This is a genomic window from Inquilinus limosus MP06, assembly GCF_000767795.1.
Classification (GTDB): domain Bacteria; phylum Pseudomonadota; class Alphaproteobacteria; order DSM-16000; family Inquilinaceae; genus Inquilinus; species Inquilinus limosus_E.
Genome location: NZ_JANX01000036.1, coordinates 1 through 21,621, shown reverse-complemented (window position 1 = coordinate 21,621; position 21,621 = coordinate 1). Strand labels below are relative to the sequence as shown.

Genomic DNA, 21,621 nt, shown 5'->3' with positions numbered 1-21,621 from the left:
CCAGCGCCGTCATCCGCCGCCCCAGCGTTGCCGGGCTGGGCCCCGCCTGCCGGGCCGCGCCGCTCAGCCCCTCGCCGCGGGCCACGGCCAGGAACAGGCGGATATCCTCCCAATCGACCAAGCTTTTCATTTCTGAATCGCTCATTGCAGCCATGGATGTTCCGAGGCCCGAGCATAGCCGATAGCCTGCTCCTGATTGATCGACATTCTTTTCGATCCTGAAAAGGGAGAGCGCCATGACCGACCGCGCCGCGCCGCATCCGGTGATCCGCCTGTGGGACGGGCGGGAGGTGCCTCGCCTCGGTCTCGGCTGCTGGGCGATCGGCGGGCCGTTCTTTGCCGGCGATACGCCGCTCGGCTACGGCACGGTCGACGACGCGGAGTCGGCCGAGGCGATCCGCTGCGCCGTCGACCTCGGCATCCGCGTCTTCGACACCGCCGACGTCTATGGCGCCGGCCATTCCGAGGAAGTGCTGGGCCAGGCCCTCGAAGGCCATGACGATGTCGTGGTCGCGACCAAGCTGGGCAACCGCTTCGATCCCGCGACGAAGCAGTACATTGGCAGCATCGAGGAGGGCGATCTGCGCCAGGAGGTGCTGGCCGCGGTCGACGCCTCGCGCCGCCGGCTGCGGCGCGACCGGCTGGACCTGGTGCAGCTGCATCTGAACACGATGGCGATCGACCGGGCCGGCGAAGCGTTCGATGCCTTGGACGGGCTCCGCGCCGCCGGCGCCGTCGGCGCCTATGGCTGGAGCACCGATTATCCAGAGCGGGCGGCCGCCCATGCCGGGCGCGACGGCTTCGTCGCCGTGCAGCACGGCATGAACCTGTTCTTCGACGCGCCGAGCCTGTCCGGCGTGGCCGAGCGGCACGGACTGATCTCGATCAACCGCTCGCCGCTGGCCATGGGGCTGCTGACAGGCAAGTTCGCGGCCGGGCAGGCGTTGCCGGCGGGCGACGTCCGATCCAACACCTTCGGCTGGATGGACTATTTCAAGGACGGAAGGGTGGTGCCGGACTTCGCCGACCGGCTGGAACGGATCCGGCACCTGCTGACCGCCGACGGCCGGACCCTGGCGCAGGGGGCTCTCGCCTGGCTCTGGGCCAAGTCGCCGCGCACCCTGCCGATCCCTGGCTTCCGGTCGGTGGCGCAGGTGCGGGAGAATGTCGGCGCGCTGGAGAAGGGGCCGCTGCCGGCCGGGGCGATGGCCGAGATCGAGCGGCTGATCGACCGCCCGCCGGAGGGCGCAGCGCGGGAGCGGTGAGGAGGCCTTCATAACGCGTCATTGCGAGGAGGCGAAGCCGACGAAGCAATCCAGGGGCCGGTTCGCACCGGCCCCTGGATTGCTTCGCTGCGCTCGCAATGACGGGTAACACTTGCCTTGCCGGTGATCAGTCCTTGGTGCTGGCTTCCCAGCTCGCATGGCTGACGCCGGGCTGCTTGCCGAGCCGGGCGACCAGCGCCTCCAGCTCTTTCGGGTCGACCGCGGTTGAGACCAGCGTGGCGACGATCTCGACCGATTCTTCGCCGCGCTCGATCACCTCGTCGTCGCTGGCCGGGTAGCGCGCCGCCTGCAGCTGGTCCAGCAGCCGCTCGCGCACGGCCGGCATGGCGGCCGGGGTGGTGGTCACCCGCACCTCATAGGTCGCCTCCGATGCCCGCTCGTCGAACGGGATGCGGTTGATGGCATTGACCAGCGGCCGCAGCAGCGTGTTGCCGGCGATGACGAAGGCGGTCAGCAGCGTCGCCTCGGCCACCATGTCGACGCCGGCGCAGGCGCCGACGGCGGCGGAGCACCACAGCGTCGCCGCGGTGTTCAGGCCGCGGACATTCATTCCCTCCTTCATGATCACGCCGGCGCCGAGGAAGCCGATGCCGGAGACGACGTAGGAGATGACGCGCACCGCCTCGGCGCTGCCGGCGATGCGGGCGGCAAGGTCGACGAAGGCGGCGGCGCCGACCGCGACCAGGACGCAGGTCCGCAAGCCCGCGGTGCGCTGGCGATACTGCCGTTCGGCGCCGATCAGCGTGCCCAGCACGAAGGCCGCCGTCAGGCTGACCACCGTGTCGAGGAAGGGATACAGGTCGAAGGTCTCGATGAAGCGCATCGCCGGCTCCATCCCCGGAAGTTTCGTCGCGCCGCCGCTATGACCCGCCCCGGCCGCGGCGGCAACGAAAATTGATCGCGAGGAGATTGACCGCCTCTTCGGGACTGTTATACGGTCGTATAACAAGGCGGCCAAAAGGCCGCGGGAGGCCAGCCTATGATCGAACCCATGCACCGCCGTGCCGAGGGGAGCCTACCGGATGACGATGTCAGCCTGCCGGCCTGGCTGTACCGCGATCCGGAATTCTTCGCGGTCGAGCAGGAGGCGGTGTTCCGCACCTCCTGGCAGGTGGTCTGCCACCTGAACGACATCCCGCAGGCGGGCGACTTCCACACCTTCGAGTTCCTGGGCGAGAACGTGGTGGTGCTGCGCGGCCGCGACGGACAGGTGCGCGCCTTCCACAATGTCTGCCGGCACCGCGCCGCGCGGCTGCTCGACGGGCCGAAGGGCCAGTGCGGCAGCCGCATCGTCTGCCCCTACCACGCCTGGACCTATGAGCATGATGGTCGGCTGGTCGGCATGCCGCAGCGCTCCAGCTACGGCGATTTCGACTTCGGCAGCCACGGGCTGGTCCCGGTCGAGCACGAGGTGTTCTGCGGCTTCATCTTCATCCGCCTGGCCCCCGGCACGCCGAGCGTGGCCGAGATGATGGGCGGCTATGCCGAGGAGATGGCGGCCTACCGGATCGAGGAGATGGTGCCGCTGGGCCGGGTGACGATGCGGCCGCGCGCGGTCAACTGGAAGAACGTTGCCGACAACTATTCCGACGGGCTGCACATCACCGTCGCCCATCCCGGGCTGACCCGGCTGTTCGGCCGCGGCTACGGCGTCGAAGCCCGGCCCTGGGTCGACAAGATGTGGGGCCAGCTGCAGGAGCGGCCGTCGGCCGTGCTGTCCGAGCGCGCCTATCAGCACTTCCTGCCGGAGGTGCCGCACCTGCCGCCGGAGCGGCAGCGGCTGTGGACCTATTTCAAGCTCTGGCCCAACGTCGCCTTCGACATCTATCCGGACCAGATCGACTTCATGCAGTTCATCCCGGTTTCGCCGACCGAGACGATGATCCGCGAGATCGCCTATGTGCATCCGGACCACCGGCCGGAGATGAAGGCGGCGCGCTACCTGAACTGGCGGATCAACCGCCGGGTCAGCATCGAGGACAAGACGCTGATCGACCGGGTGCAGGCCGGCATGGGCTCCTCCAGCTACACCGTCGGGCCGCTCGGCGAGACCGAGGTCTGCCTGCGCAGCTTCGCCCGGGCGATGCGCCGGCTGATCCCCGAGAGCCGGCTGCACCGGCCGCCGCCGGCGGGCTGGAGCCTGCGGCGCAAGGCCTCGCAGGCGCCCGCCTTCGCGGCGGAATAAGAAGCAGAAAGACAGGGCGGGCGGATCTTCATGGCGAACACACAGGTCTTCGACGTCGCGATCATCGGCGGGGGCCATAACGGCCTGGTCTGCGCCGCCTATCTGGCGGCGGCCGGGCTGAAGGTGACGGTGCTGGAGCGGCGAAAGGTCGTCGGCGGCGCCGCGGTGACCGAGGAGTTCCATCCCGGCTTCCGCAATTCCGTCGCCTCCTACACGGTCAGCCTGCTGAACCCGAAGGTGATCCGCGACCTCGACCTGCCGGGCCACGGGCTGAAGGTGGTGGAGCGGAAGCTGTCCAACTTCCTGCCGGTCGACGACCACCGCTACCTGCTGTCCGGCCCGGGCCGCACCAAGGCGGAGATCGCCCGCTTCTCGGCCCGCGACGCCGAGCGCTATGACGCCTATGGCGACCGGCTCGACGTCATCGCCGACGTACTGCGCGACGTCGTGCTGCGCACCCCGCCGAATGTCGCCTGCGGCGGCTGGTCCGGCGCGCTGCCGGAGCTGATCAAGGCCGGCTCGCTCGGCAACCGGCTGCGCAAGCTCGACATGGTGATGCGGCGCGACCTCTTGGACCTGTTCACCAAATCGGCGACCGACATCCTGGAAGGCTGGTTCGAGACGCCGGTGGTGCAGGCCCTGTTCGGCTTCGACAGCATCGTCGGCAACTATGCCAGCCCCAGCCATGCCGGCACTGGCTACGTCCTTCTGCACCACGTTTTCGGCGAGGTGAACGGCAAGAAGGGCGTGTGGGGCCATGCCATCGGCGGCATGGGCGCGATCACCCAGGCGATGGCCAAGTCGGCGGCGTCGCGCGGCGCCGTGATCCGCACCGACGCCGCGGTGCGCGAGGTGATCGTCGAGGGCGGCCGCGCCGTCGGCGTGGTGACCGAGGCCGGCGACATCGTCCGCGCCGGCTGCGTCGTCTCCAACCTCAACCCCAAGCTGCTCTACGGCAAGCTGGTCGACCCGGCGGCGCTGCCGCAGGATTTCCGCGAACGGATGGACCGCTTCAAATGTGGTTCCGCCACCTTCCGCATGAATGTGGCGCTGTCGGAGCTGCCGGACTTCACCTGCCTGCCGGGCAAGCAGCTGGCCGACCATCACACCAGCGGCATCATCTTCGGCCCCAGCCTCGACTACATGGACAAGGCCTATCTCGACGCCAAGGCCGGCGGCTGGTCGAAGACGCCGATCGTCGAGATGCTGATTCCGTCGACCCTGGACGACTCGCTGGCGCCGCCGGGCCAGCACGTCGCCAGCCTGTTCTGCCAGCATTTCGACCCGAAGCTGCCGGGCGGGGCCAGCTGGGACGACCATCGCGAAGCGGTGGCCGACCTGATCATCGACACGGTCAATGCCTGGGCGCCGAACTTCAAGGCCTCGGTGCTGGGCCGCCAGATCAACAGCCCGCTGGATCTCGAGCGCACCTTCGGGCTCGTGGGCGGCGACATCTTCCACGGCGCGCTGTCGCTGGATCAGATCTTCTCGGCCCGGCCGGTGCTGGGCCATGGCGACTACCGGGCGCCGGTGCCGGGCCTTTACATGTGCGGGTCGGGGACCCATCCGGGCGGCGGCGTCACCGGGGCGCCGGGCCACAACGCGGCGCGCGAGATCCTGGCCGATTTCAAGCGACGCCGCCTGAGGCGCGCGGCATGATCGTGCTCCCATCCTAAGACCGGGCAGGGCAGGTATGGACCATTCCTGGGGCGTGATTCCTGGCGACATGCCGGGTCTCGAATGGCGGATCCCGGTGCTGCGCTTCCGCGGCCGCGGCGGCGGGCCTTCCGCCTATCTCCAGGCGGCGCTGCATGCCGAGGAGCTGCCCGGCGTCATCGCCCTCGACGCGCTCTGCGCCCGGCTGCGCCGGGCCGAGGCGGCGGGCGACATCCGCGGCGACATCACCATCGTGCCCTGGGCCAACCCGATCGGGCAGCAGCAATGGCTGCACGGCACCGGCCAGGGACGCTACGAGCTCGACAGCCGGGTCAACTTCAACCGCGGCTTCCCGCGGCTGCCGCGGCCCGACCCGTCGCTGCTGCCGGGTGACGATGCCGTGGTCACCGCCACCGACCGGCTGAAGGCCCGGCTGCTGCGCCTGGCGATGCCCTGCGAGATCGTGCTGGACCTGCATTGCGACGACGAATCGCCGCTGTATCTCTACATTCCCACGGCGCTGTGGCCGGCCATGACCGACCTGGCGGCGGCTATGCGCGCGGACACCGTGCTGCTGTGGGACGGCGACGGCGGCGGCGCCTTCGACGATGCCTGCCTCGCGCCCTGGCTGCGCAGCGGCGACCTGGCCGGCCGCGCCGTGTCGACGGTCGAGCTGCGCGGCATGGCCGATGTCGATGCCGGCTTGGCCGAATCCGATGCCGACGGGCTGTTCCGCTTCCTGGCGGGCCGCGGCGTGGTCGCCGGCGATGCCGGGCCGCTGGCCGGCTGGTCGGGCCCGGCCGTGCCGCTCGACTGGGTCGAGATGGTCAAGGCGCCGGCGGGCGGGGCGATCTCCTTCGCCCGCAAGCCGGGCGACCGGGTCGAGGCCGGCGACCTGCTGGCGACGATCCTGGTCCGGCCGGGCGAGGAGGGGGGCGGGGTGCCGGTGCGGGCGCCGCAGGCCGGCGTGGTGATGACCCGCCGCGCGCATCGCCGCACCCGGCCGGGCGACGATCTGATGAAGCTGGTCTGCCGGTCGCCCAGCGCGACCGCCAGGCCCGGCCCCTCGAACCCTGAGGGGCGGTACCCGTCGAACCAAGAAACAGGGAGCGCAGACCATGAACCGACCGATCCTTGCCGCCTGCCTGGCGGTCGCCGCCCTGGCCGGCCTCGCCGCCCCGGCCCCGGCGCAGGAGGTGGTGCGCATCGGCACCACGCCGGAATCCTACCCGCCCTTCACCTGGGTCGACGCCCAGGGCAAGCTCAACGGCTTCGAGATCGAGATCGCCGACGCCCTCTGTGCCCAGATGCAGGTCAAGTGCGAATGGGTGCTGCAAAGCTGGGACGGCATCATCCCGGCGCTGCAGGAGAAGAAGTTCGACGCCATCGTCGCCTCGATGTCGATCACCGACGAGCGCAAGCAGGTCGTCGATTTCAGCGACAAATACTACGACTCGCCGGCGATCTTCATCGGCCCGAAGAGCGAGACGATCGACATCTCGCCGGACGGGCTGAAGGGCAAGACCGTCGGCGTTCAGGTCTCGACCATCCATGCCAACTATATCGAGGCGAAGTACAAGGGCATCGTCACGATCAAGACCTATGACACGCAGGAGAATGCCAATCTCGACCTCATCGCCGGGCGCGTCGACCTGCTGCTGGCGGATTCGGTGGCGCTGCTGGACGGCTTCCTGAAGTCGCCGGAAGGCGCCGATTTCGAGGCCAAGGGCCAGCCGATCCGCGACCCGCTGCTGGGGGCGGGCGCCGGCATCGCGGTGCGCAAGGGCGACCCGCTGGCCACCAGGTTCTCCGAGGCGATCAAGGCGATCCGGGCCAACGGCGTCTACAAGAAGATCAACGACAAGTATTTCAGCTTCGACATCTACGGCTGAGGCCGCGGGGATGGACGAGCTCGCCGTCCTGCTGGGCTTCGGGGAGAAGGGGTGGGGGGCGCAGCTCCTGGCCGGGGCGGTGGTGACGATCGAGATCGCCATCGCCTCCTACCTGGTCGGGCTGCTGCTCGGGCTGCTCGGGGCCTGGGCCAAGCTGGCCGGGCCCCGTCCCGTCCGGGCCCTGGGCAACGCCTACACCACCATCGTCCGCGGCGTGCCGGACATCCTGATCATCCTGTTCGTCTATTACGGCGGCACCACCGCGCTGCGATCGCTGATCGGGCTGGTGGTGCCGGGGGTGACGGTGGAGATCGACGCCTTCGCCGCCGCCGTTGCCTCGCTCGGCTTCGTCTCCGGCGCCTATGCGACCGAGGTGTTCCGCGGCGCCATCCTGGCGGTGCCGCCCGGGCAGGTCGAGGCGGCGAAGTCGCTGGCCCTGCCGCCGCGGGTGATGTTCTTCCGCGTGGTGCTGCCCCAGGCGATGCGCTTCGCCTTGCCGGCGCTCGGCAATCTCTGGGTCGTGGTGCTGAAGGACAGCGCGCTGATCAGCGTCGTCGGCATCCGCGACCTGCTGGGCAGCGCCGCCACGGCCGCCGCCACCACGCGCATGCCCTTCACCTTCTACGCCGTGGTGGCCGTGATCTTCCTGCTGATGACGATGGCCTCGGTCGGGCTGTTCCAGCTGGCCGAGCGCGCCTATGGCCGTGGCTTCCAGGGGCGCTGAGCGATGGATCTCGACTTCGTCCAGCGCATCGTCGGCAACCTGCTGAACGGCGTCGTCGTCACCATCATCCTGGTGGCGGCGTCGATGGTCTGCGGCAACGCGATGGCGGTGCCGGTGGCGCTGGCCCGTGTGTCGCGGCGCTGGTGGCTGAAGGCGCCGGCTTTCCTGTTCATCCTGTTCATCCGCGGCACGCCGCTGATCGTGCAGATGTTCATGATCTATTACGGCCTGGCGCAGTTCCCGGCGGTGCGGCACAGCGTGCTGTGGCCGATTTTGCGCGAGCCGATGTGGTGCGCGGTGATCTCGCTCAGCATCAGCACCGCCGCCTATTCGGGCGAGGTGCTGCGCGGCGCCATCCAGGCGGTGCCGCGGGGTGAGGTCGAGGCCGCGCGCTCGGTCGGCATGCATCGCGGCCTGATGATGCGCCGGATCGTGCTGCCGATTGCGCTGCGCCAGAGCCTGCCGGTCTTCGCCAACGAGACGGTGCTGCTGCTGAAGGCCAGCGCCATCGTCTTCACCATCACCGTGCGCGACCTGATGGGCGAGGCCAACATCATCCGGGCGCAGACCTTCCGCACCTATGAGCCGCTGATCACCGCGGCGCTGATGTATCTGGTGCTGACCTGGCTGATCGTCCGGGCCTTCGCCTGGCTCGAGGCGCGGCTCGGCACCCACCGGCGGGCGGTGTCGGCGGCGGCGCCCGGGCGCGTTGCGCCCGCCACGGCAACCGTGCCGCTCGACGCCCGCTGATCCCTGTACGGCGCGGCAGCCCGGGATTAGGCTGGCTGCGGGCGGACGTCCGGAAGAGGCGCCGTCTCCGCGCAACAGGGAGACCGAACATGCGTCTGCGCAGCATCGTCCTGGCCGTCGCCGCCATGGGCGTCCTGTCCTCCAGCCCGGCCTTCGCCGGCGCCGTGCTGGACCGGATCATGCAGAACAAGAAAATGGTGATGTCGACGGATCCGGAATATCCGCCGCAATCCTCGCTCAACGCCAGCAACCAGTTCGAAGGTTTCGACATCGATGTCGGCACCGAGATCGCCAAGCGCCTCGGCGTCTCGATCGAGTTCGTCACCCCGGGGTGGGAGACCATAGTCTCCGGCAAATGGGCCGGGCGCTGGGATGTCTCGGTCGGGTCGATGACGCCGACCAAGGCGCGGGCCGAGGTGCTCGACTTCCCGGCGATCTACTACTACACGCCGGCCGCGCTGGCGGTGAACTCGGCCAACACCACGATCAAGACGCCGGCCGACGCCTCAGGCAAGAAGATCGGCGTCGGCGCGGCCACGACCTATGAGAACTACCTGCGCGGCGACCTGGTGATCGACGCCGCCGGCGCGCCGAAGTTCGAATTCGTGGTCAAGGACGCCAAGATCCAGTCCTACGAGACCGACGTGCCGGCGCTGGACGACCTGAAGCTCGGCGACGGCACCCGGCTGGACGCGGCGATGACGGCGCTGCCGACGATCCAGGGCGCGATCAAGAACGGCTACCCGATCAAGGTGGTGGGCGAGCCGCTGTACTACGAGCCACTGGCGGTGGCGATCGAGAAGGGCGATCCGGAGCTGCACGCCAAGATCGCCGAGATCGTCAAGGCGATGCAGGATGACGGCACGCTGACCAAGCTGTCGGAGAAATGGTACGGGGTCGACCTGACCAAGCCCGCGGCCTGAGAGGGTGCTTCGCCTGTTCGAGGCCCTGGCGCGGCCGATGCTGCTGCGCGGGCTTCTGTTCCTGCTGTCCGCCGCCGTGCTGGCCAGCTTCGACTATTCCGGGCTGGTCGCGCGGCTGGCGGCGGTGGTCCCGGCCCTGGCCCTGCCAGCCGGCCAGGCGGCCGGGCCCTGGCTGGTCGTCGCCGTCCTGGCCGCTTTGGTGGTGCTGAACTTCTGGCTGCTGTCGCACCTGCCGTTCCAGGCCCAGGTGACGGTGATCTGGGTCGAGCTGCTGGCTCTGTTCGCCGCCTTCTGCTGGAGCTTCAGCCTCAGCTATTCCTTCATGTTCGACCGGGCGCCGATCCTGCTCGGGCTCGAGCTGCGCGACGGCTTCATCCAGGGCGCGGCGCTGACCTTGTTCATCTGCGCCGTCTCGATCGCGATCTCGACCGTGATCGCCCTGGCCGCGGCGCTGGCCCGGCTGTCGGACAGCGGCCCGGCCTTCGGCGTCGCCACCTTCTACACCTCCTTCTTCCGCGGCACGCCGCTCCTGCTGCAGACCATGCTGATCTATCTCGGCCTGCCGCAGCTCGGCCTGGTGATCGACGCCATCCCGGCCGGCATCATCGCGCTGTCGCTGTGCTACGGCGCGTACATGGCCGAGATCTTCCGCGCCGGCATCCTGGCGGTGCCGCGTGGACAGACCGAGGCGGCGCTGTCGCTGGGGCTGAAGCAGGCCGAGGTCACCTGGCTGGTGGTGCTGCCGCAGGCGATGCGGCTGATCATCCCGCCCACCGGCAACCAGTTCATCGCCATGCTGAAGGACTCGTCCCTGGTCTCGGTGATGGGGGTGTGGGAGATCATGTTCCTGGCCCGCACCCACGGCCGGGCCGAGTTCAAATACATGGAGATGCTGATCGTCGCCGCGCTGATCTACTGGGCGATGTCGGCGGTGTTCGAGCTGGTCCAGGCGCGGATCGAGAAGCGCTTCGGCAAGGGCGTCTCGGCCCGCTGAGTCGGGGCCGGATTTGCCGTACAAGTTATATCCAATTGGTTACATCTGGCCGCGCCGCGAGGCGGCGCCTGGCTCAGCCATTCCTGATTTGACTTCCAGCTCGCCCGATCAATAATAAGTAACCAAACGGTTATAACATGGCGGCCGAACGCCGCTGTGCCAGGGGAGGCAAACAATGAAGGCTTTCAACCGCCGTTCGTTCCTGCAGGGCTCGCTTCTCGCCGGGGCCGCCGGCGGCGCGGCGCTGTCCTTCGGCCCCGGCCGGGCCATCGCCGCCGAGACGCGGCTGCGCATGACCTGGTGGGGATCGCAGGAGCGCGCCAAGCGCACCCAGGGCGTGGCCGACCTGTACAAGCAGAAGGTCCCCGACATCGCCATCGTCGGCGAGCCGCTCGCCGGCGACGCCTATTGGACCAAGCTGTCGACGCAGATGGCGGGGCGCAACGTCTCCGACATCTTCCAGCTCGAGCCCAGCACCGTCTCCGACTACTCGAAGCGCGGCGCCTGCATGGCGCTCGACCAGTTCATCCCCAAGCCGCTCGACGTCGAGGCCTTCGGCGCCAAGATGCTCGACCTGTGCCGGGTCGACGGCAAGATCTACGGCGTCGGGCTGGGGCTGAACTCCTTCTCGATGTTCTACGACACCACGGTCTTCGCCAAGGCCGGCATCCCGGTGCCGACGCCGGACACGACCTGGACCCAGTTCGCCGAGCTGGCGGCCGAGCTGACCAAGGCGGCCGGCAAGGACCAGCTCTGGGGCGCGCCCTACGGCGCCCGCTACGCCTATGTGCTGGACGTCTGGCTGCGCCAGCGCGGCAAGACCCTGTTCTCGCCGGAAGGGTCGATCGGCTTCGGCGTCGAGGATGCCAAGGAGTGGTACGCCTACTGGGAGGACCTGCGGGCGAAGAATATCTGCACCTCGGCCGATCTGCAGACCCAGGACCAGAACACCATCGAGACCAACCCGCTGACCCGCGGCAACTCGGTGATGGGCTTCACCTATTCCAACCAGCTGATCGGCTACCAGGCGATGATGCCGAACAAGCTGGGCATCGCCATGGTGCCCCAGGCCGGCGGTGGCGCCCCATCCGGCCATTACTACCGGCCGGCGTTGATCTGGAGCATCGGTGCGACCTCGAAGAACGGGGAGGCGGCGGCCGCCTTCATCGACTTCTTCGTCAACGACATCGAGGCCGGGAAGATCCTGGGCGTCGAGCGCGGCGTGCCGATGTCGCCGAAGGTGCGTGAGGCGATCCTGCCGCTCCTGAACGAGACCGAGCGGGCCACGGTCGACTACGTCAACCTGCTGGCCGACAAGGTCAGCGCCTATCCGCCGCCGGCGCCGGTCGGGTCGCAGCAATTCGATCGCGACGTCGTGCGCAAGGTGGCGGACCAGCTGGCCTTCGGCCAGCTGTCGGTCGCCGATGCCGCGCAACAGCTGGTGGAGCAGGGGACGGCGACGCTGCGGCCGAAATAACCGAAGGGGGAGCGCGTGACCGATCGGATCCATCTGAACCGTCGATCGCTGCTGGGCGGCTCGCTGGCCGCGACCGCGGCCCTCACCTTCGGCCCGGGTCTCGCCCGGGCCGAGGGGACGCGGCTGCGCTTGGCCTGGTGGGGGTCGCAGGACCGCACCAGGCGCACCCAGGCGGTGATCGACCTGTACCAGAAGAAGGCGCCGGGGGTCAGCATCGTCGGCGAGGCGATCAGCGGCAGTGCCTACTGGACCAAGCTGTCGACCCAGATGGCCGGCCGCAACATCTCCGACGTCTACCAGCTCGAGCCGCGCACCATCTCCGACTATTCCGGCCGCGGCGCCTGCATGGCGCTCGACCCGTTCCTGTCGAAGACGCTGAAGATCGACGACTTCGACCCGGGAACCGTCGATCTGTGCCGGATCGGCGGCACGGTCTGGGGCGTCGCCCTGGGGCTGAACTCCTTCTCGCTGTTCTACGACACCACGGTCTTTGCCAAGGCCGGCCTGCCGCCGCCGACGGCGGAGACGACCTGGACGCAATATGCCGACCTGTCGGTGGAGCTGACAAAGGCCCTGGGCAAGGACCATTTCTGGGGTTCGTCCTACGGCGCCCGCTATTCCTATGTGCTCGACGTCTGGCTGCGTCAGCGCGGCAAGACCCTCTACTCCGAGGATGGGCAGCTCGGCTTCGGCGTCGAGGACGCCAAGGAGTGGTACGCCTATTGGGAGGAGCTGCGGGCGCGCGGCGGCTGCGTCGGCGGCGACATCCAGACCCAGGACCAGAGCATCATCGAGACCAACCCGCTCAGCCGCGGCTACTCGGCGATGGGCTTCACCTATTCCAACCAGCTGGTCGGCTACCAAGCGATGATGCCGAACAAGCTGGGCATCACCATGGTGCCGCAGGCCGGCGGCGGCGCCCCGTCCGGCCACTATTACCGGCCTGCGCTGATCTGGAGCATCGGCTCGACCTCGAAGAACGGCGAGGCGGCGGCCGCCTTTATCGACTTCTTCGTCAACGACCTTGAGGCCGGCAGGATCCTCGGCGTCGAGCGCGGAGTGCCGCCGTCGCGCAAGGTGCGCGAGGCGATCCTGCCGACGCTGAACGAGACCGAGCGCGCTTCGGTCGAATACGTCAATGCGCTGGCGGGCAAGGTCGGGGCCTACCAGGCGCCGCCGCCGATCGGGTCGCAGGAGTTCGGCGACCATCTCGGCATCACCACCGACCGGCTCGCCTTCGGCCAGTTGTCGATCGCCGACGCGGCGAAGCAGCTGGTGGAGCAGGGCAACGTCCTGTTGCGCCGGCGGTGACGGCCGCCGGTTCCGGAGCTTGAGAGGATGCCGATGAAACGCGCCATGATCGTCTGGGGCGGCTGGGAGGGGCATGAGCCCGAGCCCGGCGCCGCCTACGTCGCCGCGATGCTGCGGGACGAGGGTTTCGAGGTCCGGGTCGAAGGCGACATCAACGCCTTCGCCGACCCGGCGGTGCGTGAGATGGACCTGATCGTGCCCTGCATCACCCGTGCCGCCATCACCAAGGAACCGCTGGACAACCTGCTGGCGGCGGTCCAGGGCGGGACGGGCATCGCCGGCTATCACGGCGGCCTGGCAGGGTCGTTTCGCGAGGCGGTGGGCTTCCACTTCATGGCCGGCTGCCAATGGGTCGCCCATCCCGGCAACATCATCCCGTTCCGGGTCAATGTCACCAGGCCGGACGACCCGATCATGGAAGGGATCGAGGACTTCGACTACCTGTCGGAGCAGTACTACCTGCATGTCGACCCGATCGTGGAGGTGCTGGCCACCACCACCTTCTCGGGCGAGCACGCCGCCTGGATCGACGGCGTCACCATGCCGGTCGTCTACAAGAAGCACTACGGCGCCGGGCGGGTGTTCTACACCGCGCTGGGCCATGTGGTGCGCGAGTTCGAACACCCGCAGATGCGCGAGATCCTGCGCCGCGGCCTGCTCTGGGCATCCCGATGACCGATACGACCGCCGACCGCATCCGCGCCAACCCGCTGGCCAGCCGGGCCGATGTGCAGCGCCTGCTGCGCGACCTGACCGCGCCGCTTGAAAGCGGCTTCAGCAAGGGCCGCGCCCAGATCCGCCTCGGGCTGGACTCCGCCCATTTCAACCGCAAGGCCCAGTGGTTCGAGGGCTATGCCCGGCCGCTCTGGGGCCTGGCGCCGCTGCATGCCGGCGGCGGCGGCTTCGACTTCTGGGACAAGTTCCGCGACGGCCTCGCCAGCGGCACCGACCCCGACCACCCGGAATACTGGGAGGCGGTGACCGACACCGACCAGCGCTCGGTCGAGATGGCGGCGCTGGGCTTCGCCCTGGCGCTGGCGCCGGACAGGCTGTGGGATCCGCTGCCGGACGCGGCGAAGCGCCGGGCGGCCGAATGGCTGGGCGGCATCCAGTCGGTGCAGATGGCCGACAACAACTGGCACTTCTTCCCGGTGATGGCCGGGCTGGGGCTGGAGCGGGTGGGCGTCGGCATCGATGCCGCCTCGCGCGACCGACACCTGGGCCGGATCGACCAGTTCATCGGCGCCGAGGGCTGGTACGGCGACGGCGAGGGCGGCTGGATCGACCACTACAACGGCTTCGCGCTGCATTTCTACGGGCTGATCTACGCCGCCCACCGGACCGAGCAGGACCCGGCCCGGGCGCAGGCCTACAGGGACCGCGCCACCGCCTTCGCCCGGGGCTTCCGCCACTGGTTCGGGGCCGACGGCGCGGCGCTGGCGATCGGCCGGTCGCTGACCTATCGCTTCGCCATGGCCGGGTTCTGGGGCGCCCTGGCCTATGCCGGGGTCGAGGCGCTGCCCTGGGGCCAGATCCGCGGCCTGTGGGCCCGGCAGATCCGCTGGTGGATGCAGCAGCCGATCCTCGACGCCGCCGGCCGCCTGCCGGTCGGCTATCGCTGGCCGAACACCCTGATGAGCGAGGAGTACAACTCCCCCGGCTCGCCCTACTGGGCGTTCAAGGCCTTCCTGCCGCTGGCCCTGCCGGACAGCCACCCGTTCTGGACGGCGCGGGAGGAGGATCTCGACGCGGCGGACGGCACGTCCACGCTGCGCGGCGCCTCCATGGTGGTGCGGCGCAGCGGCGGCGACGTGGTGGCGCTGCCGGCCGGCCCGGTGCGCCTGGAGATGCGCGGCTCGGTCGACAAATACGGCAAGCTCGCCTACTCGTCGCGCTTCGGCCTGGCGGTGGAGGGCGACCGCTGGCTGGGGCACGGCTTCTGCGGCGACAACATCCTGGCGGTCAGCCAGGATGGGCAGGAGTTCCGGGCCCGCGGCGCGCTCACTGCCTCCCGGGTCGGCGAGGGCTGGATCGAAACCATCTGGCAGCCCCTGGCCGGGGTCAAGGTGACGACCCTGCAGGGCTTCGCCGGGGATTGGGAGCTGCGGCTGCACCGCATCGCCACTGACGCGCCGCTGGCGGTGATCGAATCCGGCCATGCCGTGCCGGCGCACAGCCGCACGCGCGGCAAGCTGAAGCAGGCCTTCGACACGCGGGAGCCGGGGCCGCAGGGCCTGACCATCGCGGTCGCCGATGGCCACGCCTCCAGCCTGGCCGATCTCGGCGGGCTGCGCCGCGTGGTCGAGGCGGATGTGGCGCCGAACACCCATCTGGTGTTCCCGCAGGCCTCGGTGCCGGCCCTCGTCGGCCGCATCGGCGCCGGCGAGACGCTGCTGGTGACCCTGGCGCGGCCGTCGCTCGGCCTCGACGCGCCCGCACTGGCCGCATCGCTGCCCGCGATCGACGACCTGCGCGCGATCGCCGAGGCCGCCGGTTGGAACACCGCCTTCCTGGAATGGGTGTCGGTGCCCCGCAGCCTGGAGACGCGCAGCCGCCCGGTCGCCGAGTGGGGGTGATCCTCGCCGCGTAGCTTCCGTGCCGCCTCTCCCGCTTGCGGGAGAGGTCGGAGGCGCGAAGCGGCTCCGGGTGAGGGGATTTTGTCGAGGCCGGGACCAGCCTTACGCGCCAGCGCTGCGCGCTGTCGACCTCTCCCACGTCCGGCGGGAGAGGCAACGCAAATGGCTTCAATGGCTTTGCCGCAGAAGCGGAAAGTTGCCTCAGCCCCTCGGGGCGGCCTGCAGGCGGCCGCCGGCCAGGGCGGTGAGGTGCAGTTCGCTCAGCGAGCGCGGGTCGAACAGCAGCGCCGTCTTCTCGTCGCGGCTGAGGGCGCCGGTGGCCAGCGTGCCGGGGCCACCCGCAGTCAGCTTGCGCCGCGCCGCCTCGACCACCTTCGGGTCCTCGCGTCCGGCCTCGGGCGACCCGGTCAAGAGCGTCATGTGGATGGCATTGGCCAGCGGGTCGCGGATCACCGTCGCCAACCCGTCCTCGATCGGCCTGGTGGTGGCGGAGAGGTGCTCGCCCAGGGCCGTCGCCTCGATCACGATCTGCGGCTTCTGCCGCTCCTCCGGCGTCACCAGCAGGCCCAGCTTGCGGGCCCAGACGCCGGTGGAGTGGCGCGAGGTGATCACCGACAGCGGGATCGACAGCAAGAGGCCGATCACCAGCGGCGACAGCCAGGCCAGCATCGAGGGCGAGATCCACAACGCCACCACGCCCAGCACGGCGCCGAAGATGGTGTGGCCGCGATGCATCTGCACCGCGTCGGCCCAGGTGGTGCCGCTGTCGTCGCGCGACTGCGTGCCCCAGCCGCTGTCGCGGCCCAGGAAGGCCTGCAGCACGAAGCTGGAATGGAACAGCATCATCACCGGCGCCTGGAAGATCGAGAAGAAGGTCTCGAACAGCAGGCTCAGCAACGCCCGGAAGGCGCCGCCATAGCCGGCGGCCAGGCGGCGGTCGAACAGCAGCAGGATCCAGCCGAAGATCTTCGGCGCCAGCAGCATCAGGAAGGAGATCACCAGAAGGCGCACTGCCAGCGTCTGGTCCTGCACCGGCCAGACCGGGAACAGCGATTCCGCGGTCGGGAAGTAGACCGGGATCTCCAGCTTGTGCTCCAGCGCCGTCAGCATGCCGATGCAGATGAAGATCAGCCACAGCGGCGAGGAGACGTAGCTCATCACCCCCATCGCCATGTGCTGGCGGGAGAGGGGGTGCAGGCCGCGCGCCACCAGGACGCGCAGATGCTGCATGTTACCCTGGCACCAGCGCCGGTCGCGCTTGGCGTGGTCGATCATCGTCGGCGGGCATTCCTCGTAGCTGCCGCCGAGTTCCGGCACCAGCCAGGCGGTCCAGCCGTTGCGCCGGATCAGCGCCGCCTCGACGAAGTCGTGCGACAGGATGTGGCCGCCGAAGGGCGGTCGCCCGGACAGGATCGGCAGGCCGCAGCTCTCGATGAAGGCGCGGGTGCGGATGATCGCGTTGTGGCCCCAGTAATTGCCGTCGCCGAGCTGCCAGAAGGCCAGGCCGGCGCCGACGATCGGGCCGTACAGGGCGCCGGCGAATTGCTGCATCCGGGCCCACAGCGTGTTGCGGTTCACCACCAGCGGCGGCGCCTGGATGATGCCGGCGCGCGGGTTGGACTGCATCAGCCGGGCCATGGTCACCAGCGTGTCGCCGGCCATCAGGCTGTCGGCGTCCAGCACCACCATGAAGTCGTAGCGGGCGCCCCAGCGAGTGCAGAAATCGGCGATGTTGCCGGCCTTCTTGGCCACGTTGTGCCGGCGCTTGCGGTAGAAGATGCGGCCGCTGCCTTCGGTGCGGCGGCACAGCGCGCTCCAGCCGATCTCCTCCGCCACCCAGACGTCCGGGTTGGTGCTGTCGCTCAGGATGAAGATGTCGAAGGCGCCGAGATGGCCGGTCCGCGCCAGGCTGTCATGGATCGCCTGCAGGTTGGCGTAGATCCCGGTCGTGTCCTCGTTGTAGACCGGCATCAGCACCGCGGTGCGGCTCTTCAGCGGCGCCACCGCCTCGGCCCCTTGCGGCCAGACCAGCCCAGGCTGGCCCCAGCGCAGCAGCAGGGTCAGGAAGCCGGGCAGGGCGGTCCAGAAGGACAGCGCGATCCAGGAGAAGTTGATGGCGAACATCACCACCAGGGCCAGCTCCAGCCCGGTGACGCCGCCGACCGACAGGAACCGGTAGAGGGCGAAGGCGGCGGCCAGGGTCGACAGCCCGGTCGCGCCAAAGACGGCGAGGCGGCGCCAGCGAGCCGCGGAGGCGTAGGACGCCGCTTCGAGTCCGGTCATCGGCTAGGAAATCGCCTTTCCGTCAGGCCGGGCGCCGCTCGGCTGCCTCGGGCGACCACCATCCGAAGATGCGCTTCAGCGGCTCGCCGGCCCAGACCGGGTCCAGCGGCTGGTCCAGCATCGGCGTCGGCTTGGCGCGCGGCACCGGCACCGGCGACACGCGGCGCAGCGCCTGCTCCATCGCCTGGGGCAGCGGATCCTCGGACAGGAAGTGTTCGGGCCAGCGGCGGGCGGCGTCGGTCAGCAGATAGGCGGCCCGGCCGATGGTCAGCACCGCGTCGTCGTCGCGCTCGCTGCGGTTCAGCACCACGGCGAACCAGTCGGCGGTGCGGCGGCGGGCGTGATCCAGCAGGGACTGGGCGGGCATCGACGCCGGGTCGACGTCGCAGAATGCCGTCTCGATCGCGCCCGAGAGCGCGGCCGGCTCAGTGAAGCCCAGGCCCTGGAAGAAGGCGATGACGTTGTCAGGCATGTTGATGTTGACCGGGGTTTGCAACCCGACCTGGGACATGGGATGATTCCGATGCGTCGTCAAGGCGTCCATTGGAAACTCCATGTTTCGGTCAAGGCATCGCTGCCTTGCCGTAAGAAGCACCGAAGCTCGGCGGGGTCGTCGCCGGCAGGTTTCAGATCGAAGAACGCCCGCCAGCCGCCGAGTTCCGGATTCCGCTGTGCGACGGGGGATTGGATTTCCCCGGCAGAAGCCGTGACCACGGCCTCCAATGACGCGTCCTGCGGCAAAGAGTCAAGCGCGCCGCCGCGGAAGTCGATGACGAACTTGCGGGTATCGCTGCCCTTGCTGTCGCCGCCGGAGACGCCGCCGGCGCCGGTGCGGGTCGACACCACGACGCCGCGGTCGCTGCTGACCGGCGGGTTCATGCCCCAGTGCAGCCGGTAGGACAGCTTCCATTCCTGGCCGGCATCGACCGGCTCCTTCGGCACCCAGAAGGCGACGATGTTGTCGTGGATCTCGCGGTCGGTCGGGATCTCGACCAGCTGCACCACGCCCGGGCCCCAGCCGCTCAGCGGCTCGACCCACAGGCTGGGCCGGCGCTCATACATCGCCTCCAGGTCCTGGTAGCTGCTGTAGGAGCGCTGGCGCTGCATCAGTCCGAAACCGCGCGGGTTCTCGTCCATAAAGGAGCTGATCAAGAGGCGCGACGGGTTGCGCAGCGGCCGCCAGATCCATTCCCCGGCGCCACTCCACATCGACAGGCCGTCGCTGTCATGCACCTCGGGCCGGAAGTCGTCGAAGGTCCGGTGGTCCTGCGGCCCGAACAGGAACATGCTGGTCAGCGGCGCGATGCCCAGCTTCTCGATCGGGTGGCGGGGATACAGCGTCGCCTCGATGTCGACCGTGGTGATCTCGCCCGGCTTGATCAGGAAGCTGTAGGCGCCGGTGATGCCGGGGCTGTCCAGCAGGGCGTAGAGGCGGATCTGCTTGGCGTCCGGCGCCGGCGTCTCGACCCAGAACTGGCGGAAATAGGGAAATTCCTCGCCGCGGGTCGAGCCGGTGTCGATGGCCAAGCCGCGGGCGGACAGGCCATAGATGTTCTTGCGGCCCAGGCAGCGGAAATAGCTGGCGCCGAGGAAGACCGCGATCTCGTCCAGGAACTCTGGCCGGTTGATCGCGTAGTGCAGCCGGAAGCCGGCGAAGCCGAGATGGTCCGGCGGCGTGTCCGGGAACTTGGTGCCGCCCAGGTCGAACAGGTCCTGGCGGTACAGGATCTCGCGCGCCTGGTAGCCGTCGACCTGGAAGATGTGGACCGGCTTGTCGTAATAGGCGCCGAGATGGAAGAACTGCATCTGGAACGGCAGGTTCTCCGGCTTCCACAGCGCCTGCTCCGGCAGGAAGCGGATCGCCCGCAACTGGTCGTAGGTCAGCTGCGTGATCTCGGCCGGCAGGTTCTCGTCCGGCGGCACGAAGGGCGCCTGCGACACGGTCTTCGCTCGGTCGACCAGCCAGGTCATGCTGAACGGCGTGGTCTCGCCCAGGCTGGGGGCCGCGACGGCTGGCCGCGCGGCGCCGAACAGGGACGACGCCGCCAGCGCGGTCGTTCCCATCAAGATCTGGCGTCTGCTCAGCTCCACGTCACCACCACCGCACTTTTTGCACCGCAACATGACGGCACGATTGATCGTGATTGTGGCGGTTCGTGGACGAAGACCATCGTGCGCGGCACCGGCTGCGCCCGCACGGCCCAAGCCCCCACAACCCGGCGCCGGCCTTTGGCGATCCTGCCGCCGCACACCGAAGCCGTTCGATCAACGCAACCTTCGTGAATTTGTTCCGATGCTAACCTAGCGGCTCGGAAGCCGGCGCAGAAGCTGGCGGATCCAGGCGCGCCGGCAGGTGCTGATCTGCATTTTCACAGATTGACATGCGAAATAGGTTCGCTTTTACGGGGAGAAGGACCGCGCGAACGCATCCCGGAACGTCGCCATCGGCGCCACCGGCCCGGTGGCAGGGGGATTAAGCCCGTCGGCGAAGCCCCATTCGCGGAATCGGGCCACCAGGTCGGCATCGCGGCTGAACACATGCACCGGCACGTCGCGCGGCGTGCCCGGCCCGGTCACGATCGGCGCCGGCTGGTGGTCACCCAGCACGATCATCAGCGTGTGGTCGCCCATGATGCGGGCGGCATAGTCCAGCACAGCGCGCAGCGAATAGGCCATGGACTGGCCGTACTGGGCACGGATCGTGTCCGGGTCGCTCCACACCTGCTCCGGCGTGCCGCCGGTGGCCGGCAGGGTCCGGTACAGGCTGCCGTCGCCGATCCGGCTCCAGTCGTCGACCATCGCCGGCACCGGGGTCCAGGGCGCATGGCTGGACACCAGAACCACCTCGCTGAACAGCGGCTTGGGCTGCTGCCGCTGCCAGCGGTCATAGGCAGCCAGGGTGTACTGGTCCGGCATGGTCACCCAGCCGAAGGGTGGGCCGGCATAGCCGAGGTCGTCGGCGAACAGGGTCTGGTCGAAGCCGTAGAAGCGCTTCGCCTCGGGCTCGCCGCCGGTCACCGCCGGGGCGATCAGCCCGGTATGGTAGCCGGCCTTGGCGAACAGCCTGGACAGCGTCATGCGTTTGCCCGTGACCAGCAGGTCGTAGCGCATCTGGTCGTCGATCTGCATGCCGCTGGCCAGCGTCGCATGGGCCAGCCAGGACTGGCCGCCGCGGGTCGGCGAGGCCAGCCAGCCGGAGGCGCTGTAGACCCCGGCCGCGGCCAGCTTCGGCTCCATCTCGGCCAGCGCGGCCTTGGGCAGGGCGTCGAAGCGCGGATCCTCCAGCGCACTGCGGCCGTAGGATTCCAGGAAGACGACGGTGACGTCGGCGCCGCCCAACCCGGCCAGGGGTGTCCGCGGGACCCCGCCGACCAGCGGGTCGACCGCCTCCTCGGCCCGGAACCGGCCCTCCATGGCCAGCGCCGGGATCAGGCGATGGATCTGGTCCATCACCATGAAGCTGGCGGTGTCGTTCACCGGGCGGGCCGCGCCATAGGCGTCCGGCACGGCCTGGCCGACCGCGAAGGCGGCGAGGACCACGGCGGCCAGCCCGCCGGCGACGCC

At 69.3% G+C, this 21,621-nt stretch carries 17 protein-coding genes and 1 pseudogene; 13 read left to right on the top strand and 5 right to left on the bottom strand.

The window, feature by feature from the left end; genetic code table 11:
- Positions 1–236 precede the first annotated feature (236 nt).
- Positions 237–1,265, top strand: a complete 1,029-nt coding sequence (locus P409_RS05390; RefSeq protein ID WP_034832665.1) for an aldo/keto reductase — start codon at positions 237–239, stop codon at positions 1,263–1,265.
- A gap of 127 nt (positions 1,266–1,392) precedes the next feature.
- On the opposite strand, the gene P409_RS05385 is transcribed toward P409_RS05390, so the two are convergent.
- Positions 1,393–2,109 carry an MgtC/SapB family protein gene (locus tag P409_RS05385; protein ID WP_034832686.1) on the bottom strand — a complete coding sequence of 239 codons (717 nt, stop codon included), beginning with the start codon at positions 2,107–2,109 and terminating at the stop codon, positions 1,393–1,395.
- Between the two features lie 156 nt (positions 2,110–2,265).
- Between P409_RS05385 and P409_RS05380 the strand changes: the two genes are divergently transcribed.
- The 12 genes and pseudogenes from P409_RS05380 (at position 2,266) to P409_RS05325 (ending at position 15,774) form a co-directional block, all read left to right on the top strand.
- Positions 2,266–3,471: an aromatic ring-hydroxylating oxygenase subunit alpha gene (locus P409_RS05380; protein WP_052120059.1), complete on the top strand. Its 1,206-nt coding sequence runs from the start codon at positions 2,266–2,268 to the stop codon at positions 3,469–3,471.
- Between the two features lie 30 nt (positions 3,472–3,501).
- Complete coding sequence (locus tag P409_RS05375) at positions 3,502–5,130, top strand: phytoene desaturase family protein (protein WP_034832663.1); 1,629 nt, start codon at positions 3,502–3,504, stop codon at positions 5,128–5,130.
- Between the two features lie 34 nt (positions 5,131–5,164).
- A pseudogene (locus P409_RS41495) lies at positions 5,165–5,812 on the top strand (M14 family metallopeptidase); the annotation flags it as partial.
- Positions 5,813–6,245: 433 nt separating this feature from the next.
- On the top strand, positions 6,246–7,019 hold the full coding sequence (locus P409_RS05365) for a transporter substrate-binding domain-containing protein (RefSeq protein ID WP_034832658.1): 774 nt from the start codon (positions 6,246–6,248) through the stop codon (positions 7,017–7,019).
- A gap of 10 nt (positions 7,020–7,029) precedes the next feature.
- The gene (locus P409_RS05360; RefSeq protein ID WP_034832656.1) at positions 7,030–7,743 is read left to right on the top strand and encodes an ABC transporter permease; all 714 of its coding nucleotides are present in this window, start codon (positions 7,030–7,032) and stop codon (positions 7,741–7,743) included.
- Between the two features lie 3 nt (positions 7,744–7,746).
- Positions 7,747–8,493, top strand: a complete 747-nt coding sequence (locus P409_RS05355; RefSeq protein ID WP_081991287.1) for an ABC transporter permease — start codon at positions 7,747–7,749, stop codon at positions 8,491–8,493.
- A gap of 89 nt (positions 8,494–8,582) precedes the next feature.
- The gene (locus P409_RS05350; protein ID WP_034832654.1) at positions 8,583–9,416 is read left to right on the top strand and encodes a transporter substrate-binding domain-containing protein; all 834 of its coding nucleotides are present in this window, start codon (positions 8,583–8,585) and stop codon (positions 9,414–9,416) included.
- Positions 9,417–9,420: 4 nt separating this feature from the next.
- Entirely contained in the window at positions 9,421–10,410 is a 990-nt protein-coding gene (locus P409_RS05345) for an amino acid ABC transporter permease (protein WP_238578601.1), read from the top strand.
- Positions 10,411–10,585: 175 nt separating this feature from the next.
- Entirely contained in the window at positions 10,586–11,887 is a 1,302-nt protein-coding gene (locus P409_RS05340; RefSeq protein ID WP_034832652.1) for an ABC transporter substrate-binding protein, read from the top strand.
- 15 nt (positions 11,888–11,902) lie between these two features.
- Positions 11,903–13,198, top strand: a complete 1,296-nt coding sequence (locus P409_RS05335) for an ABC transporter substrate-binding protein (RefSeq protein WP_202964564.1) — start codon at positions 11,903–11,905, stop codon at positions 13,196–13,198.
- 33 nt (positions 13,199–13,231) lie between these two features.
- Entirely contained in the window at positions 13,232–13,873 is a 642-nt protein-coding gene (locus P409_RS05330; RefSeq protein WP_034832675.1) for a ThuA domain-containing protein, read from the top strand.
- Positions 13,870–15,774, top strand: a complete 1,905-nt coding sequence (locus tag P409_RS05325) for a DUF2264 domain-containing protein (RefSeq protein WP_052120058.1) — start codon at positions 13,870–13,872, stop codon at positions 15,772–15,774. The genes P409_RS05330 and P409_RS05325 overlap by 4 nt, the downstream gene beginning before the upstream one ends.
- A gap of 201 nt (positions 15,775–15,975) precedes the next feature.
- Here the strand turns inward: P409_RS05325 and mdoH are convergent, their stop codons facing one another.
- The 4 genes from mdoH to P409_RS05305 form a co-directional block, all read right to left on the bottom strand.
- The gene (gene mdoH, locus P409_RS05320; RefSeq protein WP_052120057.1) at positions 15,976–18,057 is read right to left on the bottom strand and encodes a glucans biosynthesis glucosyltransferase MdoH; all 2,082 of its coding nucleotides are present in this window, start codon (positions 18,055–18,057) and stop codon (positions 15,976–15,978) included.
- A gap of 22 nt (positions 18,058–18,079) precedes the next feature.
- Positions 18,080–18,529, bottom strand: coding sequence for a hypothetical protein (locus P409_RS05315; protein WP_152613255.1), 450 nt, complete (start codon positions 18,527–18,529; stop codon positions 18,080–18,082).
- A gap of 59 nt (positions 18,530–18,588) precedes the next feature.
- Positions 18,589–20,121 (bottom strand): glucan biosynthesis protein, encoded by a 1,533-nt coding sequence (locus tag P409_RS05310; protein WP_081991286.1) that lies wholly within the window; start codon positions 20,119–20,121, stop codon positions 18,589–18,591.
- A gap of 336 nt (positions 20,122–20,457) precedes the next feature.
- Positions 20,458–21,621 (bottom strand): sulfatase-like hydrolase/transferase (locus P409_RS05305; protein WP_052120055.1); only part of this gene is annotated, 1,164 nt, incomplete at its 5' end.

What these genes read in the sequence shown, in the direction of transcription:
- P409_RS05355 (WP_081991287.1), top strand. Translation starts at nt 7,747, where the DNA reads ATGGATCTCGACTTCGTCCAGCGCATCGTCGGCAACCTGCTGAACGGC.
- P409_RS05375 (WP_034832663.1), top strand. Translation starts at nt 3,502, where the DNA reads ATGGCGAACACACAGGTCTTCGACGTCGCGATCATCGGCGGGGGCCAT.
- P409_RS05390 (WP_034832665.1), top strand. Translation starts at nt 237, where the DNA reads ATGACCGACCGCGCCGCGCCGCATCCGGTGATCCGCCTGTGGGACGGG.
- P409_RS05325 (WP_052120058.1), top strand. Translation starts at nt 13,870, where the DNA reads ATGACCGATACGACCGCCGACCGCATCCGCGCCAACCCGCTGGCCAGC.
- P409_RS05380 (WP_052120059.1), top strand. Translation starts at nt 2,266, where the DNA reads ATGATCGAACCCATGCACCGCCGTGCCGAGGGGAGCCTACCGGATGAC.
- P409_RS05365 (WP_034832658.1), top strand. Translation starts at nt 6,246, where the DNA reads ATGAACCGACCGATCCTTGCCGCCTGCCTGGCGGTCGCCGCCCTGGCC.
- P409_RS05330 (WP_034832675.1), top strand. Translation starts at nt 13,232, where the DNA reads ATGAAACGCGCCATGATCGTCTGGGGCGGCTGGGAGGGGCATGAGCCC.
- P409_RS05360 (WP_034832656.1), top strand. Translation starts at nt 7,030, where the DNA reads ATGGACGAGCTCGCCGTCCTGCTGGGCTTCGGGGAGAAGGGGTGGGGG.
- P409_RS05385 (WP_034832686.1), bottom strand. Translation starts at nt 2,109, where the DNA reads ATGCGCTTCATCGAGACCTTCGACCTGTATCCCTTCCTCGACACGGTG.
- mdoH (WP_052120057.1), bottom strand. Translation starts at nt 18,057, where the DNA reads ATGACCGGACTCGAAGCGGCGTCCTACGCCTCCGCGGCTCGCTGGCGC.
- P409_RS05315 (WP_152613255.1), bottom strand. Translation starts at nt 18,529, where the DNA reads ATGCCTGACAACGTCATCGCCTTCTTCCAGGGCCTGGGCTTCACTGAG.
- P409_RS05310 (WP_081991286.1), bottom strand. Translation starts at nt 20,121, where the DNA reads ATGGGAACGACCGCGCTGGCGGCGTCGTCCCTGTTCGGCGCCGCGCGG.
- P409_RS05350 (WP_034832654.1), top strand. Translation starts at nt 8,583, where the DNA reads ATGCGTCTGCGCAGCATCGTCCTGGCCGTCGCCGCCATGGGCGTCCTG.
- P409_RS05340 (WP_034832652.1), top strand. Translation starts at nt 10,586, where the DNA reads ATGAAGGCTTTCAACCGCCGTTCGTTCCTGCAGGGCTCGCTTCTCGCC.